The organism is Spirillospora sp. NPDC048823, assembly GCF_043198445.1.
GTDB lineage: Bacteria > Actinomycetota > Actinomycetes > Streptosporangiales > Streptosporangiaceae > Spirillospora.
In genome coordinates, this window is the sequence record NZ_JBICUT010000003.1 from 193,256 (window position 1) to 212,370 (window position 19,115).

14 protein-coding genes are annotated in these 19,115 nt (G+C 71.7%); 11 read left to right on the plus strand and 3 right to left on the minus strand.

Going from position 1 to position 19,115, the window contains the following annotated elements:
* Positions 1 to 154: 154 nt before the first annotated feature.
* Positions 155 to 664 (plus strand): helix-turn-helix transcriptional regulator, encoded by a 510-nt coding sequence (locus tag ACGFK0_RS08410; protein WP_392901832.1) that lies wholly within the window; start codon positions 155 to 157, stop codon positions 662 to 664.
* A 225-nt stretch (positions 665 to 889) separates the two neighbouring features.
* Positions 890 to 1,705: a TrmB family transcriptional regulator gene (locus tag ACGFK0_RS08415; RefSeq protein ID WP_392901834.1), complete on the plus strand. Its 816-nt coding sequence runs from the start codon at positions 890 to 892 to the stop codon at positions 1,703 to 1,705.
* On the opposite strand, the gene ACGFK0_RS08420 is transcribed toward ACGFK0_RS08415, so the two are convergent.
* The 3 genes from ACGFK0_RS08420 to ACGFK0_RS08430 form a co-directional block, all read right to left on the minus strand.
* The gene (locus tag ACGFK0_RS08420; protein ID WP_392901836.1) at positions 1,706 to 2,836 is read right to left on the minus strand and encodes a glutamate--cysteine ligase; all 1,131 of its coding nucleotides are present in this window, start codon (positions 2,834 to 2,836) and stop codon (positions 1,706 to 1,708) included. It abuts the gene before it with no gap.
* A 107-nt stretch (positions 2,837 to 2,943) separates the two neighbouring features.
* Positions 2,944 to 3,732: an alpha/beta fold hydrolase gene (locus tag ACGFK0_RS08425; RefSeq protein ID WP_392901838.1), complete on the minus strand. Its 789-nt coding sequence runs from the start codon at positions 3,730 to 3,732 to the stop codon at positions 2,944 to 2,946.
* 58 nt (positions 3,733 to 3,790) lie between these two features.
* Positions 3,791 to 5,407, minus strand: coding sequence for a PucR family transcriptional regulator (locus ACGFK0_RS08430; protein WP_392901840.1), 1,617 nt, complete (start codon positions 5,405 to 5,407; stop codon positions 3,791 to 3,793).
* A 147-nt stretch (positions 5,408 to 5,554) separates the two neighbouring features.
* Here ACGFK0_RS08430 and ACGFK0_RS08435 point away from each other — a divergent pair, with 147 nt between their 5' ends.
* The 9 genes from ACGFK0_RS08435 to ACGFK0_RS08475 all read left to right on the plus strand — a co-directional run bounded on the left by ACGFK0_RS08435 (position 5,555) and on the right by ACGFK0_RS08475 (position 19,088).
* Positions 5,555 to 6,862 (plus strand): aspartate aminotransferase family protein, encoded by a 1,308-nt coding sequence (locus tag ACGFK0_RS08435; RefSeq protein WP_392901842.1) that lies wholly within the window; start codon positions 5,555 to 5,557, stop codon positions 6,860 to 6,862.
* Positions 6,859 to 8,364, plus strand: a complete 1,506-nt coding sequence (locus ACGFK0_RS08440) for a CoA-acylating methylmalonate-semialdehyde dehydrogenase (protein WP_392901843.1) — start codon at positions 6,859 to 6,861, stop codon at positions 8,362 to 8,364. Before ACGFK0_RS08435 ends, ACGFK0_RS08440 begins: the two co-directional genes overlap by 4 nt.
* Before the next feature lie 408 nt (positions 8,365 to 8,772).
* Positions 8,773 to 9,123: a hypothetical protein gene (locus ACGFK0_RS08445; protein WP_392901845.1), complete on the plus strand. Its 351-nt coding sequence runs from the start codon at positions 8,773 to 8,775 to the stop codon at positions 9,121 to 9,123.
* 494 nt (positions 9,124 to 9,617) lie between these two features.
* Positions 9,618 to 10,823, plus strand: coding sequence for an ABC transporter substrate-binding protein (locus ACGFK0_RS08450; RefSeq protein WP_392901847.1), 1,206 nt, complete (start codon positions 9,618 to 9,620; stop codon positions 10,821 to 10,823).
* A gap of 744 nt (positions 10,824 to 11,567) precedes the next feature.
* Entirely contained in the window at positions 11,568 to 12,794 is a 1,227-nt protein-coding gene (dxr, locus tag ACGFK0_RS08455; protein ID WP_392901849.1) for a 1-deoxy-D-xylulose-5-phosphate reductoisomerase, read from the plus strand.
* 41 nt (positions 12,795 to 12,835) lie between these two features.
* A complete protein-coding gene (locus ACGFK0_RS08460) occupies positions 12,836 to 14,035 on the plus strand; it encodes a M50 family metallopeptidase (RefSeq protein ID WP_392901851.1) in 1,200 nt (399 codons plus the stop codon).
* 118 nt (positions 14,036 to 14,153) lie between these two features.
* A complete protein-coding gene (ispG, locus tag ACGFK0_RS08465) occupies positions 14,154 to 15,347 on the plus strand; it encodes a flavodoxin-dependent (E)-4-hydroxy-3-methylbut-2-enyl-diphosphate synthase (protein WP_392901853.1) in 1,194 nt (397 codons plus the stop codon).
* A 208-nt stretch (positions 15,348 to 15,555) separates the two neighbouring features.
* Positions 15,556 to 17,217, plus strand: coding sequence for an alpha/beta hydrolase (locus tag ACGFK0_RS08470; protein WP_392901855.1), 1,662 nt, complete (start codon positions 15,556 to 15,558; stop codon positions 17,215 to 17,217).
* A 269-nt stretch (positions 17,218 to 17,486) separates the two neighbouring features.
* The gene (locus ACGFK0_RS08475) at positions 17,487 to 19,088 is read left to right on the plus strand and encodes an alpha/beta hydrolase (RefSeq protein WP_392901857.1); all 1,602 of its coding nucleotides are present in this window, start codon (positions 17,487 to 17,489) and stop codon (positions 19,086 to 19,088) included.
* Positions 19,089 to 19,115 lie beyond the last annotated feature (27 nt).

Sequence of the window (19,115 nt, forward strand, 5' to 3'; positions counted from 1 at the left end):
GCACGTTTCGGTGTCCAAGTTTTCACCATGCGCGGTCGCGTTCTCAACCATGTGGCCGATCATCGCCTCCCGCGCTCCCGTACTGCGTCACGCGACCCGATCCGGCCGCGCCGGAACACTGCAAAATGTCAGTGTTCGAACGTATGATCGAACCATGGCGAACGTTGCGACGCACCCCCAGACCGCGCCCACCGCGCCCACCCCGCTCACCGCGGCGGAGATCGCCGCCCTCGCGCTCTCCCTCGCGCACCTCGGCGCCGGCCCGCAGGCCGCGACCGCGCGCCGGGCCCTGCACGCCCTCCTCGACGCCGCGCCCGCCGACGACGTGGTCACCACCACGCTCGGCACCCTCACCACGCCCCTGGACGCCTCCACCTCCGACCGCGCCCGCGTGATCGCCGCCGCCATCACCGAGCACCGCGTCGTCCGGCTCTGCTACGGCGACGCCGGCGCCAACGTCACGATCCGCGAGGTCGAGCCCGTCACCTGCCTCGTCCACCGCGACCACTGGTACCTCGTCGGCTGGTGCCGCATGCGGCGCGGCGTCCGCGCCTTCCGCTTCGACCGGATCCTCGCCGTCGAGTCCACCGGCCTCCTCGCCCGCCCCCGCCGCGCCGACCGCTACCTGCCTTTTCAAGGCGGTTCCCTCGGCGTCAGGCGCTAGAGCGCCTTCCTTCGGCGGGAACCGCGGTGCGATCGCTGCATCGCTCCGGCTCGCCTTGCGGCTCGCTGCGCGATCAGGTTTCTCGCAGGCTCGGAACCTGCCTTCGGACGCGATCGCGACGGTCTTGATCGTCGCGTGGTGCGGCGGTGGCTGAGGGCGGCGCGCTGTTTGTTCGCAGCGCGCCGCCCTCCTGCGGGCACGGCGCCGACGCGTAGCATTGCGCCCGTGAGTGTGCAGGACGTCCTTGACCATCTGCAGCGGCTTGGCATGTCCGGGTATGAGGCCAAGGCGTATGTGGCGCTGGTCGGGGCGGGGCGGCCGGTCAACGGGTACGAGGTCGCCAAGCGCTCCGGGGTGCCGCGCAGCACCGTGTACGAGACGCTCGGCAAGCTCGTGGCGCGCGGGGCGGCGTACGAGGTGCGCGGGTCGTCCGATGCCAACGAGTACCTTCCGCTGCCGCCGGAGTCCCTGCTGGACCGGATGCGGCGCGAGTTCGACGGGTCGGTGTCCGCGCTGCGGTCGGCGCTGCCGGCGGTCGCCGCCGCGCCCCAGGGACACCTGATCCACAACCTCAAGGACGCCGACGCGATGCTCGACCGGGCGGGCGACGTGGTGGCGGGTACGCGCCGGGACCTGTTCGTGTCGATCTGGCCGGAGGAGATGCGGGTGCTGCGCGGCCCGCTGCTGGCGGCCGCCGCCCGGGACGTCGAGGTGTCGGTCGTGTCGTTCGGGAAGGAACCGTTCGACGGGCCCGGGAACGTCCATGAGCACCGCTACTCGGCGCCCGAGGCCGTTCTGGAAGATCTCGGGTACCGGCTCATCGTGGTCGTCGGCGACCGGCGCGAGGCCGTCGTGGGCGGCTTCGGGGACGGCGTGGCGTGGGGCATCTACACCGCCGACCCGGCCGTCGCCCTGATGGCCGCCGAGTACGTCCGGCAGGACATCGTCCTGCAGATCCTCGCCGACCGGGTCGGCGCCGCCGAGCTGGACCGCCTGTTCGCCACGGATCCGGGCCTGCTCCGGCTGCTCGGAAGGCGCTGACTACACGGCCACGGTGCGGTCGGCGGCGGCCGTGACGACGGCCGTGAGGTCGCGGGTCCGGGCGTGGACGGCCCGCTGGACCTGCGCGCCGTTGCCGCGTTCCAGCAGGTCCTGGAGCATCGAGGTGACGGACTTCAGGTCGCCGGACCGGTCGAGGGCGGGAGCCAGGTGGTCGAGCAGCGCGTCGACGACCTCGCGGGCGGGCGCGGCGCGCCGGGTGGACGGGTGGACGAGGTCGCCGTGCAGCCCCGACCGCCCGGCCCGCCACATCGCCAGCCGCATCAGGTCGGCCCGCACCGGGTCCGGCGGCTCGCCGCGGTGCCAGGCGGCGGCGGCGGTGTCGACCAGGGCCCGGACGAGCGCGGCCATCAGCACGGCGTCGCCGGCGTACAGGCACACGTCCGGCACGCGGATCTCCACGGTCGGGTAGTGCCGCGACAGCCGGGCATCGAAGTAGATCATGCCCTCGTCGACCAGGGCGCCGGTCGCGAGCAGCGCGTCCACCGTCGCCCGGTACGCCTGCGCCGAGCCGAACAGCTCGGTCGGGCCGCTGGACGGCCAGCGTCCCCACACCTGGTGCCGCCAGCTGTCGTAGCCGGTGTCGGCGCCCTGCCAGAACGGGGAGTTCGCGCTGAGGGCCAGCAGCGGCGGCAGCCACGGCCGGATCCGGTCAAGGACGGCGACGCCCTCGTCGGGGGACTCGATGCCGACGTGCACGTGGCAGCCGCAGGTGAGCTGCTCTTCGGCGGAGCACCCGTAGACGTCGGCCATCCGGAGGTAGCGGTCCGACGGGGTCAATGACGGGCGGACGACGACCGGGGACGTCGCGAGCGCCGCCACCGCGACGCCGACACCGGCCGCCGACTGGGCCGCCGCCAGCCGCGCGGACCTGATGTGGTCGGACAGCTCGCCCAGCGAGGTGCACACTGGGGTGGCCGTTTCCAGCTGCTCGCGCTGCAGTTCGGCCTCCAGCGGCTTCGACCGCCGCCCGCCGGTGAGGAACAGCTCGTCGTGCCGCTGCGCGTACCGGATGACGGAACCGGAGATCGACTGGGGCGCGCCCGTCCGGGGATCGACGAGGAGCAGCTCCTCCTCGACCCCGAACGTGCGCGGGTCCATACGAACGGTCACTCGGTGTTCCTGCCCGTCAGCGCGCCGATGTACAACCCTGGACGGCATCCGTCCCGGCCGGGTCGCCGGCTACGGGGCACCAGGTCGCGGGCGCCTCGCGCCGGAGATCACCGGGCGCCTTCGCCCAGCCACGTGGCCAGCAGCGCCCCGGTCTCCTCCTGCCGGTCGGTGTAGAGCATGTGCCCGGCGTCGATCTCGGTGATGACGAGGCCCGGCCCGAGCGCCGAGCGGCAGTCGACGACGAACTCCGGCCGCACCAGGTCGGCCCGCGTCGCGATGACCAGGTGCGTGGGCATGTCGGGGGGCGGGGTCAGGTGCGGGCGGGCCATCTCCGAGTACGCGGTCACGACGGCGGCCGGCTCGTACCGCCAGCGCAGCCGGCCGTCCGGGTCGTGTTCGAGGTGGTCGGCGACCTCGTCGTCCACGGCCTCGCCGGGAGCCTCGGGCCACCGCGCCGCGCGGGCGGCGCGGGCCTCGGCGACGTCGGCGAACGACACCGGCGTCATGTGGCCGCGTGCCTCCCTGGCCGCCTCCGCGGGGTCCAGCCCGATCCCCGGGTCCAGCAGGACCAGGCGCCGTACCCGCCGCGGCGCCGTCCGCGCCAGATGCAGCGCGATCATCCCGCCGTAGGAGTGCCCGACGAGGTCGGCCCGCTCGATGCCCTCCGCGTCCAGGACGGCGAGGACGTCCGCGACGTGCCGCTCGACCGTCCACGGCGGCTCGTGCGGTGATCGTCCGTGCCCGCGCAGATCGGGGGCCAGGACCAGCCGGTCCGGCAGGTACCGCTCGGCGGTCCGCCGCCAGCGCGCCCCGTGCCCGGTGACTCCGTGCAGCACGACGACCGGGGAACCCGCCGGATCCCCGTACCGATGAACATGCAACGCAGCGTCGGTCATGGAGTGAAGCGTATGCGCGGAGGGCCCGTCCTGGACGGCCTTCACCGGCCAATCCGGATCAGGGGCGTTCCCAGCGGACGGAGCTGAGGGCCAGCAGGGCGACGTGGAGGGAGACGCAGGAATCCACGTCGTCGAGGTCGGCGTCCAGGACGCGTTCGATGCGGCGCAGGCGCTCGTAGAAGGCGGGACGGGACAGGTGCGCCTGCTGGGCGGCGACGGCCTTGTTCCGCCCGGATTCGAGGTACAGCTCCAGGATGCGGGTGAGGTCGCCGCCGCGCTCGGCGTCGTACTCCAGGAGGGGCCCGAGTTCGCGTTCCACGAACGTCTGGACGCGGACGTCGTCGCGGAGGAGATGCAGCAGGCCGCGCAGGCGCAGTTCGGGGAGCCGGTAGAAGAGGCGGGCGCCGGAGCCGCGCGCGGCGACGTCGGCGACCTGCTCGGCCTCCAGGAAGGACCGGCGGACGTCGCGGATCGTCTCGACGATGGAGCCGGCCGCCATCACGGTCTCGCCGGACCGCCTGCGGATGCGGGTGGCGACGTCGGTGAGCGCCGTCTCCGCGTCGGTGCGGGCGGGCAGGGAGGCCAGGACGCCGACGCGGGCGTGCGGGCCGCCCTCGTCCAGGACGCCGACGAGGGCCGCGAGCCGGGCGTCCTTGCAGGCGGCGGCGGCCGTCTCGGCGAGGGCGGACAGTTCCCCGGCCGGAGGGGCGGGCGTGCCGGGGCCGCGGTGCCGGAGCACCACGCCGAGCAGCCGCCGGCCGGACAGCGGGACCCCGAGCGCGCGGGCGCGGGCGGCGGCCTCCTGCGGGTCGGAGTAGGCGTGCGCGAGGATGCGGGCGATGATCGTCCCGTGCGCCTGGCGTTCGACGCTCTCGGCGTGCCGGTCGAGGAGGCGGCCGAGGGCGAGGGTGGTGGCGGCCCGCTCGATCAGGACGGTCTCGCGGGGCGACGGCGGTGCGCCGAGGTCGATGATGAGGCGGCCCCAGTCCTCGCCGCGCGCCCCGACCATGGTCACCAGCCAGCCGGACGCCGCGTCGTAGCCGGTGCGGCGGCCGGGCCGGACGGCGCGGGAGCGGGTCTCCCACGCCGACAGCAGCTCGGACGGGTCGGCGCCGCCCGCGTCGGCGGCGAGGACCTGGTGGGCGAGGTTCTCCAGCACCACCGGGTGCCCGCCGAGCGCGGCGACCTGCCGGACGACCTCGTCGGTGGAGGCGCCCTCGACCGACAGCTGGGTGAAGATCTCGTGGAGCTGCTCGGAGGCGCGCAGCTCCGCGAACTGGTCCTGGACGATCCGGGCGTGCACGGACTCGGTGATGTCCACGAACGCGGGCTCGTGGGCGAGGACGATCACCGGGAGGCGGTGGTCCTCGGCGGCGGCGATCAGCGCGGGCGGCAGCACGGTGGCGTAGCGGCGGCCCAGCTCGATCATGAGGCCGCTCACCCCGACGTCGGCGAGTTCGCCGATGTAGGCGCGCAGCCGCTCGGGCTCGTCCGGCAGCGCGATCCCGGTGGTGAGGACGAGTTCGCCGCCGTGCAGCAGATGCGCGATGTCGGTGACCTCGGCGACGTGCACCCAGCGGACCCGGTTGCCGATGCGGTCGCCGCCCGCGACGACGCGCGGCTGTCCGCGGCGGACCGCCTCGAGCTGGAGCACGTCCTCGACAGTGGGCAGCATCGACGACGAGGATATCCCTACAGGGTGTCAAGGACGAGGCATCCGCCATTACAGGATGTCAGCCCGTCGGCAGAGCGTTAAGCGCGGGCGCAGGGTCCTGACACTCTGCGGGTGGCCCCGGCGGCCTGCGGGAACGAGACTTGAGGCATGTCGGACCATGCGAATCTGCTCCGGCGCCACAAGGCGGTCCTGCCGTCGTGGATGGCGCTCAACTACACCGAACCCATCGAGATCGTCGGCGGCAAGGGCAGCCGCGTGACCGACGCCGAGGGGAACGGCTACCTCGACTTCTTCACCGGCATCCTCACGAACATGCTCGGTTACGACGTCCCCGAAGTGCGGGAGGCGGTGGAGCGGCAGCTCGCCACCGGCGTCGTGCACACCTCCACCGCGTACCTGCTGCGCGGCCAGGTCGAGCTGGCCGAGAAGATCGCCCGCCTGTCGGGCATCCCGGACGCGAAGGTGTTCTTCGCCAACTCCGGGACGGAGGCCAACGAGACGGCGCTGCTGCTGGCCGCGTACGCGCGGCGCAGCGACCAGGTCCTGGCGATGCGGCAGAGCTACCACGGCCGGTCGTTCGGGACGACGGGCGTCACCGGCAACCGGGCTTGGACGAACGTGTCCTACTCGCCGCTGAACGTGCATTTCCTGCACGGCGCCGACCGGCACCTCCCGCAGTTCGCCGGAATGCCGGACGAGGCGTACATCGACGCGTGCGTGCAGGATCTGCGGCACGTCCTCGCGACCGCGACCGGCGGGGACGTCGCCGCGCTCATCGCCGAGCCGGTCCAGGGCGTCGGCGGGTTCACGATGCCGCCGGACGGCCTGTTCGCCGCGTACAAGACCGTCCTGGACGAGTCCGGGATCCTGTTCGTCTCCGACGAGGTCCAGACGGGCTGGGGGCGGACGGGCCAGAGCTTCTGGGGCATCCAGAACCACGGCGTGACCCCGGACATGATGACGTTCGCCAAGGGCCTCGGGAACGGGTTCACCATCGGCGGCGTCGTCGCGCGGGGCGAGCTGATGGACTCCCTGCACGCCCTCGGCGTCTCCACGTTCGGCGGCAACCCGGTCTCGACGGCCGCCGCGAACGCGACCCTCGACTACGTCCTGGACCACGATCTGCAGGCCAACGCGGCGAAACAGGGCGCCACGATCGTGGGCGGGCTGCGGTCGGCGGCCGGCCGGTTCCCCTTCGTCAAGGAGGTGCGCGGCAAGGGCCTGATGTTCGCGATCGAGCTGGCCGACCCGGTGACCGGAGAGGCGAGCCCGCCGATCGCCGCGGCGGTGATGGAGGCGGCCCGCGAGCGCGGGCTGCTGATCGGCAAGGGCGGCCTGTACGGCAACGTGCTGCGCATGGCGCCGCCGATGAACCTGACCGACGCCGAGGCCGCCGAGGGCCTCGCGATCCTGATCGCATCCCTGGACGCGGTGACCGGGGAGGCCGTCTCATGACCGAGAGCAAGCACGTCACGCACTGGATCGGCGGGAAGCCGCACGCGGGGCGGGCCGAGCGGCGCGGCGACGTCTACGAGCCCGCGTCGGGACGCCTCGCCGGGACCGTGGACTTCGCCGCGCGACCCGAGGTCGACGCGGCGGTCGCCGCCGCCAAGGCCGCGTTCCCCGGCTGGCGGGACGCCTCGCTCTCGCAGCGGACGGCGGTGCTGTTCAGGTTCCGCGAGCTGGTGAGCGGGCACCGGGACGAGCTGGCCCGGCTGATCTCGTCCGAGCACGGCAAGGTGGTCTCGGACGCGGCGGGCGAGGTGGCCCGCGGCCTGGAGGTCGTGGAGTTCGCCTGCGGCATCCCGCACCTGCTCAAGGGCGGGTTCTCGGAGAACGTCTCGACCCGCGTGGACGCCTACTCGATACTGCAGCCGCTCGGCGTGGCCGCCGGGATCACCCCGTTCAACTTCCCGGCGATGGTGCCGATGTGGATGTTCCCCGTGGCGATCGCGTGCGGGAACACGTTCGTCCTCAAGCCGTCGGAGAAGGACCCGTCGGCGTCGGTCCGGATCGCGGAGCTGTGGGCCGAGGCGGGGCTGCCGGACGGGGTGTTCAACGTGCTCCACGGGGACGAGGCCGCGGTGGACGGGCTGCTGCACCATCCGGACGTCAAGGCGGTCAGCTTCGTCGGCTCCACCCCGATCGCCCGCCGCATCTACGCGACGGCGGCGGCGAACGGCAAGCGGGTGCAGGCGCTCGGCGGAGCGAAGAACCACATGCTCGTGCTGCCGGACGCCGATCTCGATCTCGCCGCGGACGCCGCCGTGTCGGCCGGGTTCGGCTCGGCGGGGGAGCGGTGCATGGCGATCTCCGTGGTCGTCGCCGTCGACCCGGCCGGGGACGAGCTGATGGCCGGGATCCGCGAACGGGTGGCGAAGCTGAGGGTCGGGCCGGGCGACGACCCCGAGTCGGACATGGGGCCGCTCGTCACGCGGGCGCACCGCGACAAGGTCGCGTCCTACCTGGACGGCGGGGTCGCGCAGGGCGCCACCCTCGCCGTCGACGGCCGCGCCCCGGACGTCCTCGGCGGCGCGGGGGACGGGTTCTGGCTCGGTCCCACCGTCCTCGACCACGTCACCCCGGAGATGGACGCCTACAAGGACGAGATCTTCGGGCCGGTGCTGTCGGTCGTGCGGGCCGGCTCCTACGAGGAGGCCATGGAGCTGATCTCGGGCAACCCGTACGGCAACGGCACCGCGATCTTCACCAACGACGGCGGGGCCGCGCGCCGCTTCCAGAACGAGGTGGAGGTCGGGATGGTCGGCGTCAACGTGCCGATCCCGGTTCCGATGGCTTACTACTCCTTCGGCGGCTGGAAGGACTCACTGTTCGGTGACAGCCACGCTCACGGGATGGAGGGCGTCCACTTCTACACGCGGACGAAGGCCGTCACCGCCCGATGGCCGGACCCGAGTCACGGCGGGGTGAACCTGGGCTTCCCGACCAGCGGCTGAACCGGTCCCTTCCTGCGGATCGGCCCGGCGTGCGGCCGGTCCCCCTGACCGGCCGCACGCTCGTCGGCACGTTCGTCCGGCGAAAACGGCGAATCGCTCAAAAAGTGGCAAAAGTCATCAAAGTGAGCGCGCCGGGATCGCATGGCGTGAGAACCGTTCGCCCAGCGTGAGAACGCGCAGGCAGGAACCGTACGGGATTTTCCCACGACCGTCGCTTTTCGTCGTCAATTTTCGTCCGGCGGCGGAGGACGAATAATGCCAACACCCATTGACGGGCTCTGTGGCGGGCGACACAATCTGACTGTCTGCATTAAATGAGGCGAAATTAAAAGTCAGAGTCCGCAGTCAGAAACATGAGGTCCGGAGCCGCCCGGGTCCGGTGGGGCCGATGTGCAGGAGCGCCGCGCTATGACCGCAGCCGACCACGCAGCAGAGGTGGACGCGCTCGCAAGGCGATTTCCGGGCTGGACCATTTGGTTCGGCCCGTTCACCGGCCACTGGTGGGCACTGCCGCCGAAGGACCGCGACGTCGGCGACTTCCTGGAAGCCGACACCCCGCAACGGCTCATCGCACGGATCGAGGTGGTCAAGCACGCCGCAACGAGCCGCCCCCTGATCGACCACGATCTTCCGCAGAATCCCCGCGACACCCGGCCTGACGTGCGACGTCCCTCGAATCTCCTCCGTCTCGAGGGCGTCACACCGTCGCCGTTCGGCCGGGTACCGGCGATCGCGTGGCCAGGCAGCACTGCAAGGTGATCCGCTGTTCCCCAACCTCGCCACGCCCGCCGGTGCCGCCGCGGCCCCGGGACGGACGGCAGCCCGCGCCATATCCCTCTCCAGCAACCTCCGTGTATGGCGCGGACGTCGGCACCCACCGTCCTCCGGGGTCGTGGCGGTTTCTCGATTAACAACCCGTCCGAAAACGCCGATAGGGCAATCGGCCACGGAAACTCGGACGGGAATCGCCGGTCAATGGACACACCGGCCTTACCTTTGAGAAACACAACGGGAAACACCGGAGTCGTGATCTTCGGTAATCGCCCGCGCTTCGCCGCGAGTCGGAGGAGAAGTCGAAGAAAACCGGCGATCGGCTCGTCCGCGCTCGCCGGGACGCGCCGGAATGGCGGCCGGGCGCGGAGCGGACCGCCGTCCGGGACGGGTACGGGTCCGCCTCCCCGCGGCGGAGACGCTACGCTCGCCGACGGGCCCGTTCACGAGGGGGAGGGCCCCGGGCACGGATCGGGAGCGACATGCGGCTGAAGGCCACGGCGCGGGTCAGGGTGTGGTCGGCCCTGGCGGCGGCCACCGCGCTCGCCGCCGCGGGCCTCGCCGCCTGCAGCGGCGGAGACGACGAGCCGGTCGGTGTCGCCAAGGTGGCGAGCACGCTCGGGCCGGGCGAGGGGATGCTCAACCTCGTCACCCTCCCCGGATCGATCGAGAGCGGCACCAGCGACCCGCGGGTCGACTGGGTCACCCCGTTCCAGGAGCGCACCGGCTGCAAGATCGGGCTGAAGGTCGTCAAGACGGCCGAGGAGATGGCCGACCTGATGCGCGACGAGGACCGCCGCTACGACGGCGTCGCGGCGCCGCCCGAGGTCGCCGGGCGGCTGATCACCGAGAACCAGGTCGCCCCCGTCAACACCGACCTCGTCGACGGCTACAAGAAGCTGGAGCCGAAGCTGCGCGGCCTGCTCAAGCGGGACGGCAAGCAGTACGGCATCCCGTACGTGTGGGGCTCGAACCTGATCATGTACGACACCGGGGCCGTCCCGCCGCCGGCGAGCTGGGCCGCGCTGTTCGATCCCGGGCGGGCCCGCCGGTACTCCGGGAAGCTGGTCATGCGTGACAGCCCGCTGGCCATCGCCGAGGCCGCGCTCTACCTCAAGGGCGACAAGCCCGAGCTGGAGATCGACGACCCGTACTCGCTGACCCCCGAGCAGCTCGAAGCCGCCGGGCGCGTGCTGGCCGAGCAGCGCCCGCACGTCGGGGACTACTGGGAGCGGCCCGCCGACGCCGTCAGCGCGTTCGCGGGCGGGCGGGCCGTGCTGGGGCAGGCGTGGCCCTACCACGTGGACGTCCTGAACCGCGCCTCCCGGCCCGTCCGCGGCGTCGTCCCGTCCGAGGGCGTGACCGGCTGGACGGACGCGTGGATGATCGGCGCACGCGCGGAGCACCCCAACTGCATGTACCAGTGGCTGCAGTGGACCGCCTCGCCGGACGTCCAGCAGCAGGTGGCGGAGTGGACCGGGGTGGCGCCCGCCAACCCGCAGGCGTGCTCCGGCGACCGCCTCAAGCCCGGCTTCTGCGCCGCCTTCCATGTCGGCGACCGCGACTACCTCGACCGGATCACCTTCGCGCACGCGCCGGCGAAGGAATGTGAAGGCGAGTCCGACAAGAACGACTGCACGGACTACGCCCAGTGGAAGAAGACGTGGATCGAGGCCACGAAGCTGTAGCGCGCTGAGGCCGGGCCGGCGTGCACCGGCCCCCCTGATCGCCCTTGATCGGATCGCCTCGATCGCCCTTGCGGGACCGCTGGAAGGGCGCTATGCCGCGACTCAACGGTCCCCGGGCGTCAGGAGGAGTCTCTCCGGCGCGCCCGGCCGCCCCCAGCCGGGCGCGCCTGTCGGGTGGTCCCGGACTTCCCCCCGAATGCCCGGGTCACCCTTCTCCTTGGAGAGACCTCCATGACGACGGCGTCCAGCGCCGCCGTCCGCTCGGGCGGCCGCTCCCCGGCCGGCCGTCCGGCATCCGTGACAGGCTCCCGGGATCCCCGCCGTGCGCGGGGTACCGGCGAGGCGGGTGCGCAGTCATCGCACGCGAACACCCCGGTCGAATCCGGCAGGCGGCCGACGCGTACGCGCGGCCGGGGCCACTTCTTGCGGCAGACGACGCAGGCGTCCCCCAGGCGCTGGGCTGTGCTCAGCCCGCCCGGGTCCACGGTCGGCTCGCCTGTCTGGCCCATGTCCCTCCCCCCGACGGGAGTCGACGTCACGTGCCTCCTTTATAGGCGGGAAAGTGTGTGGTCACCGCTACCGAAAGTGAAAAGGGCGGCAAAGCCTTACGTGTCGCCCGTCCGCCCGAGGTCGTCTGGGCTATGCCGCCGCGCCCCCCTCGTCCTCCGCCTTCCCGCACCGGGTTCCGCCGAGTCGCGGCCGGAACGGGACCGGAGCGCGGGCATGCCCGACAATGGAGCGGTGATGTCTCCTTCAAGCCCCGGCGCGCGCGCCCGCGAGCTCGTCGTGCTCGGCTCCACCGGTTCGATCGGCACCCAGGCGCTGGACGTGGTCCGCCGCAACCCCGGCAGGTTCCGGGTGACCGGCCTGGCGGCCGGCGGCGGACGCGTCGATCTGCTGGCCGAGCAGGCGCTGGAGTTCCGGCCCGAGGTCGTCGCCGTCGCCAGGGCGTCCGTCGCGCAGGACCTGCAGCTGGCCTTCTACGCCGAGGCCAAGCGGCACGGCTACGCCTCCGGCGACTTCTCCATCCCCAAGATCGTCGCGGGCCCGGACGCCGTCGCCGAGGTCGCGGCATGGCCGTGCGACGTCGTACTGAACGGGGTGACCGGCGCGCTCGGCCTCGCCTCCACGCTGGCCGCGCTGGACGCCGGACGGACGCTCGCGCTGGCCAACAAGGAGTCGCTCATCATCGGCGGTCCCCTCGTCAAGGAGCGGGCCAGGCCGGGGCAGATCGTCCCGGTCGACTCCGAGCATTCGGCGCTCGCCCAGTGCCTGCGCGGCGGACGCGCCGAGGAGGTCCGGCGGCTGGTGCTGACCGCGAGCGGCGGCCCGTTCCGCGGCCGCGGCCGCGGCGAGCTGACCGGCGTCACGCCCGAGCAGGCGCTGAACCACCCGACTTGGGACATGGGCCCCGTCGTCACGATCAACTCCGCGACCCTGGTCAACAAGGGGCTGGAGGTCATCGAGGCGCACCTGCTGTTCGACGTGCCGATGGACCGGATCGAGGTCATGGTGCACCCGCAGTCGGTGATCCACTCGATGGTCGAGTTCACCGACGGCTCCACGCTGGCGCAGGCGAGCCCGCCCGACATGCGGCTGCCGATCGCGCTCGGCATCGACTGGCCGGACCGCGTCCCGGACGCCGCTCCCGGCGTCGACTGGACCAGGGCGCACACCTGGGAACTGTTCCCGCTCGACGACGAGGCGTTCCCCGCGGTCGCGCTGGCGCGGCGCGCCGGTGAGCTGGGCGGGACGTTCCCGGCCGTTTACAACGCCGCGAACGAGGAATGTGTGGACGCGTTCCGCGCCGGACGTCTGCCGTTCCTCGGGATAGTCGACACGATCGCGCGGGTAGTGGACGAGCACGGCGAGCAGGGTCCGGGCACGGCCGGGGAAACGACGCTGGACGGCGTCCTCGCGGCGGACGGCTGGGCACGGACCAGGACCAGGGAACTGACCGCGACCGACTGACCCCCGGGGTCCGCCCCCGGACGAACCCCAAGGGGACCGGGATGGCCTTCTTCCTCGGCGCGGGGGCGTTCGTCGTCGCGCTGCTGGCGTCGGTGATGCTTCACGAGGCCGGGCATCTGCTCACCGCCAAGCGGTTCGGGATGAAGGCGACGCAGTACTTCGTGGGTTTCGGTCCGACCCTGTGGTCGACGCGCCGGGGCGAGACCGAGTACGGCGTCAAGGCGATCCCGCTGGGCGGCTTCGTCAAGATCGTGGGATACACGCCGCTGGAGGAGATCGACGAGGCGGACCGTCCCCGCGCGTTCTACCGGCAGCCCGCGCCGCGCCGCGCGGTCGTCATCGGGGCGGGCATCGCCGCCAACTTCCTGTTCGCGTTCCTGCTGCTCATGGTGATGGCCATGACGATCGGCGTGCGCGAACCCGGCACCGTGACCAGCACGGTCGACGAGGTCACGCCCTGCGTGCCCGCGGGGGGACGGGCCGGCTGCGGCGAGGGCCGGCCGCCGTCGCCCGCCGAGCAGGCGGGGCTGCGCGCCGGGGACCGCGTCATCGCGTTCGGCGGCACGCCCGTCGCCGACTGGGAGGAACTCACCCGGGCGATCGACCGGGCCGAACCCGGGCAGACGGTGCGGCTCGTGGTGCGGCGGCCCGGCGTGCAGGAGCCGCTGACGCTGCCGGTCACGCTCGCGAACGTGGACGGGGAACCGTTCGTCGGCATGTCCGCGAAGGTCGTCGGCGCCGGGTACGAGCGGACGGGACCGCTGAACGCGGCGGTGTTCGCCGCCGGCGGCATCGGACGGACCCTCGCCGCGGTCGGCGAGGTCGCGGTGGACGTGCCGTCGGCGATCCCGAGGCTGTTCTCGCCCGAGCGCGAGAGCACGCCCGGCGGGCAGGTCGGCAGCGTGGTGGGCGCGACCGACGTGTCCGGCCAGATCTTCGCCTCCGACACCACCGCCCGGGATAAGATCGCCTTGTTCCTGTCGCTGGTCGTGTCGCTGAACATCTTCCTCGGGGCGCTCAACGTCCTGCCTCTGCTGCCGCTGGACGGGGGGCACCTCGCGGTGGTCGGCTACGAGCGGGCCCGCGCGGGTCTCAACCGGATCCGCGGCCGTCCGGATCCGGGCACCGTCGACATGACGAAGCTCCTGCCCTTGACGTACCTCGTCGTGCTGTTGCTGGTGGGGTTCGGCGTGCTGCTGATCCTGGCCGACCTGTTCAATCCGCTCCAGCTACCGGAGTGACCGGAAATGTTGGCGGACGGTGTCCGGAGGGTCACATCGCCGAGTGCCGGGGCGCCGTCATCTCAGCGGCCTGGGGCGCTTAGGCTTTGTACCGGGGCCGGCAAGCAAGGGGAGAGGGATGAGCGTTTCACTGGGAATTCCGAGCGTCCGCGGCGAGGGTGACGGTCAGGAGGCGCGGGGTCCCATCGCGGCACGCCGCACGTCCCGGCAGATCATGGTCGGGAGCGTGCCGGTGGGCGGCGACGCCCCCGTGTCCGTGCAGTCCATGACCACGACTCTCACCGCCGATGTGAACTCCACGCTGCAGCAGATCGCGGAGCTGGCCACGTCGGGCTGCCAGATTGTGCGGGTGGCGGTGCCGTCGCAGGACGACGCCGACGCGCTGCCGGCGATCGCGAGCAAGTCGCCGATCCCGGTCATCGCCGACATCCACTTCCAGCCGAAGTACGTGTTCGCGGCGATCGACGCGGGCTGCGCGGCCGTCCGGGTCAACCCCGGCAACATCAAGAAGTTCGACGACCGGATCGGCGAGATCGCCAAGGCGGCCTCGGCCGCGGGCGTGCCGATCCGCATCGGGGTGAACGCCGGCTCGCTGGACAAGCGGCTGCTGGAGAAGTACGGCAAGGCCACCCCCGAGGCGCTGGTGGAGTCGGCGCTGTGGGAGTGCTCGCTGTTCGAGGAGCACGACTTCCGCGACATCAAGATCTCGGTCAAGCACAACGACCCGGTCGTGATGATCGAGGCGTACCGGCAGCTGGCCGCCGCCTGCGACTACCCGCTGCATCTCGGCGTCACCGAGGCCGGCCCGGCGTTCCAGGGGACGATCAAGTCGGCGGTGGCGTTCGGCGCCCTGCTCGCCGAGGGGATCGGCGACACGATCAGGGTGTCGCTCTCGGCGCCTCCGGTCGAGGAGGTCAAGGTCGGCACGGCGATCCTGGAGTCGCTGGGGCTGCGCGAGCGCGGCCTGGAGATCGTCTCCTGCCCGTCGTGCGGGCGGGCGCAGGTGGACGTGTACACGCTCGCCGAGCAGGTCACCGCCGGGCTGAAGGACTTCCCCGTCCCGCTGCGGGTCGCCGTGATGGGCTGCGTGGTGAACGGCCCCGGCGAGGCCCGCGAGGCCGACCTCGGCGTCGCGTCCGGCAACGGCAAGGGCCAGATCTTCGTCAAGGGACAGGTCGTCAAGACCGTCCCCGAGGCGCAGATCGTGGAGACCCTGATCGAGGAGGCCATGCGCATCGCCGACGAGATGGGCATCGAGATCGGCGAGGACGGCTCGGTGACCGGCCCCGGCGCGGACGTCGTCGTGGGCTGATGCGGTAACGAACGCGGCCGGGGCGCGGCCCGGCCGGGTGGGGCCGCGGCGGCGGAACGTTCCGGCTGATCACGAAGTTCCGTTGATCTTGTCACGATTGCGCATCCACTCGTGATGGGCCCTGTCCGGGCTCGGCCGAGCAACGCCACAATCTTCACTCATTTACCCGTATGTCTGACTCAAGCGAGTCGGCACGTTAGGGGGATTTGTGAAGAAAATCGTTGTCGTGGCCTCGGTGGCCGTGCTCGGTCTCACCGGAGTGGGCGCCACAAGCGCACAGGCCGCGAGCCCTTCGGCCGGACCGGCCGGAGCCTTCAACCCCGCCCCGCTGAACTGGCACACCTGCCCCGCGGACTTCGTCAAGACGGTGCACGACTACTACGACGCCCTGTACCCGGTCTCCGAGATCGTGCAGTGCGCCGAGATGTCGGTGCCGCTCGACCACGCCGAGCCGCACGGAAAGAAGATCACCCTCCAGCTCACCAAGACGCCGCACACGGGCGACGGTGAGGCCAAGGGCGACATCGTCGTCAACCCGGGCGGTCCGGGCGGCGGCGGCGCGCTCTTCGGGCCGCGCGTGTTCGCGCAGAACTCCCCGGAGATGCGCAAGGCGTACAACGTCATCGGGTTCGACCCGCGCGGCGTCGGGATGAGCGTCCCGGCGATGAGCTGCGACCGGAACTACACCAACGCCCCGCGTCCCGACTACGGCCACGGCGAACGGCGGGCCGTCGCCACCTGGCTGAAGCTCGCGAAGGGCTACGCGGAGGACTGCGAGAAGGCCGACGAGATCGGGCTGCTGGACCACGTCAAGACCATCGACTCCGTGCACGACATGGAGTCGATCCGGAAGGCGCTGGGCAACGACAAGCTCGACTACTACGGCGCCTCGTACGGCACCTACCTCGGCTCGGCCTACGCCACCGTCTACCCGGACCGCGTCGACAAGATGGCGCTGGACGGCAACGTCGGCCCGTCCGGCGTCTGGTACGACCTCAACCTCTCGCAGGACATCGCGTTCGACGAGAACGTCGAGTACTACTTCGGCTGGATCGCCGAGTACGACTCCGTGTACGACCTGGGCGACAGGCAGCGCCGGGTGCGCGACTTCGTCTACGACCTGCGCCGCGAGCTGGCGAAGAAGCCGCTCTACTACACCGACCCCGACAGCGGGCAGACGCTCGCCGTCGGACCGGACGAGCTGACCGACACGCTCCTGAACGCCGGCTACCGTCGCAGCCAGGCCGTCTGGCACACCTACGCCGCCGGGCTCGCCGCCTACAAGGCCGGTGACACCGCCACGTTCGCGGGGACGTTCGGCGCGCCGACCACCGGCGGCTCCGACGACAACGGCTACGCGATGTACCTCGCCACCGAGTGCTCCGACGTCCAGTGGCCGCAGAGTTGGCGCAAGTGGTACCGCGACAACTCCCGGATCGACCGCAGGCACCCGTTCATGACCTGGAGCAACGCCTGGTTCAACGCGCCGTGCCTGTTCTGGCCCGCCAAGGCCGGCAAGCCGGTGAACATCGGCCACACCCGGAACCTGCCGGACAACATCCTGCTGTTCCAGTCGACCCACGACGCGGCCACCCCGTACAAGGGTGCGCTGGACATGCAGCGCCGGCTCCGGGGCTCGCGCATGATCGTCCAGGACGGTGACCGCACGCACTGCATCGTCCACCGCGGGTCCGCGGAGGTGGACGCTTACTTCGACGCCTACTTCCTGCGCGGAGAGCGTCCGGAGAAGCGGACCGTGCACGTCCCGCAGCTCGGTGACCCGGTCCCGCCGTCGCAGTCGTCCGCGAGGACGCTGACCGGCACGGTCTCGCCGAAGGCCGCACGGCTGAAGGCCGACGTCATCCGCTGACGGGCGCCGCCGCCTTGCACGAGGGCCCTGGGGAGCGATCCCCGGGGCCTTCCGCATGTCCCGGGCGCTGGAGGCGGAGCGAACGTCGCGCAACATCACGAAGTTCCGTTGATCTTGTCACGATTCCGCAACCAGTCACCGTGGGATCTGCCGTCATAAGCGGCCAAAACGCAACAATCTCCACGCAATTCCTCATCCGCTATGTATCGGCGTCGCTCCCCCTCCGGTCCCACCCGGGGCGTCCGGAGCCGCCGATCTGAGGGGGTTCAGTGAGAAGGATCGTTCTCGTCGCGGCCGCGGCGGTCGTGACGGCCGGCGGCACCGGCGCCGTCGTACCCGCGAACGCGGACGCCGGCCCGTCCGGCGCCGCCGCTATCGCGGCCCAGGGCATCGACTGGGGTGAATGCGAGGTCAGCGGCCCGGGCGACCCGATGAACAACGCCCAGTGCGCGCAGGTGGAGGTGCCCCTCGACTACAGCGACCCCGGCGGCCGCAAGATCTCCATCGCGGTGTCGCGCTTCAGGCACACCGACGAGGAGAACTACCAGGGCGTCCTGTTCGTGAACCCGGGCGGGCCAGGCGGCTCCGGCCTGGCGTACGCCCCCGCCCTCGCCCGCTGGATCGGCGGCACCGGCCACGCGGACGTCGCCGCCAAGTACGACATCATCGGCTTCGACCCCCGCGGGGTCGGCTCCAGCAAGCCCGCGATCACCTGCGACCCGCACATCAACGACCCGGTCCGCCCCGCCTACGTGCCGGACTCCCGGAAGGAGGAGCTGGCCTGGATCGCCAAGTCGAAGAAGTACGCGCAGGACTGCCAGGAGAAGTTCGGCTGGATGCTGCCGCACATGCGCACCACCGACGCCGCGCGTGACGTCGACGTGATCCGCGCCGCCCTCGGCCAGGAGAAGATCAGCTGGTACGGCTTCTCCTACGGCACCTACTTCGGCGCCACCTACGCCACGCTCTTCCCCAAGCGTGTGAAGCGGATGGTGATGGACGGCATCGTCAACCCGAGGAACGTCTGGTACAAGGGGCAGCTCGAACAGGACAAGGCGTTCGAGCGCAACATCCGGGCCTGGTTCGCCTGGGTCGCCGAGTACGACTCGGTCTACCACCTCGGCACGTCCGAGAAGGCCGTCCGCGCCAAGTACTACGAGGTCCTCGACGCGTCGGAGAAGTCGCCGATCGGCGGCAGGATCGGCCCGGCCGAGCTGACCGACACCATCCTGAGCGCCGGGTACAACACCGGTTACTACATCCCGTTCGCGCAGGCACTGTCGGCCTGGGTCAACGACGAGGACCCGTCCGGCCTCCTCGGCTGGCTCAACCCCGGCGGCGAGGACAACGGCTTCGCGGTCTACCTCGCCGTCCAGGCGGCGGACGCGCGGTGGCCCCGCAACTGGGCCAAGTGGCACCACGACGCGGCGAAGCTCCACCGGCAGGGCTACACGTTCGAGACGTGGGGCAACGTCTGGTTCAACGCGCCGATCGCCTTCTGGCCCTTCAACGGAGGGCCCGCGCTCAGGCTGAAGGGCAGCGAGAGCCTGCCCGGCATGCTGCTCGTCCAGTCCACGAAGGACGCGGCGACGCCCGTCGAGGGCGGCCTGGAGATGCACAAGATCTTCCGGTCCTCGCGCCTGGTGTTCGAGGTCGGCGGAAAGACACACTCCAACACGCTCAACGGCAACGCGTGCCTGGACGACAAGGTCGCGGCGTACCTCGACACCGGTGCGCTGCCGGAGAGCCGCCGCGGCCCGGACGCCTACTGCAAGGCGGTCCCGGCGCTGAACGACCCGGACCCGACGGCCGTGCGGCTGAAGGCGGCCGGTTCCGGCGCGGGCAAGGACCTCCCGGTCGGACGCCCGTAGCACGCTGAACCGTGGCGTGCCCGTCCA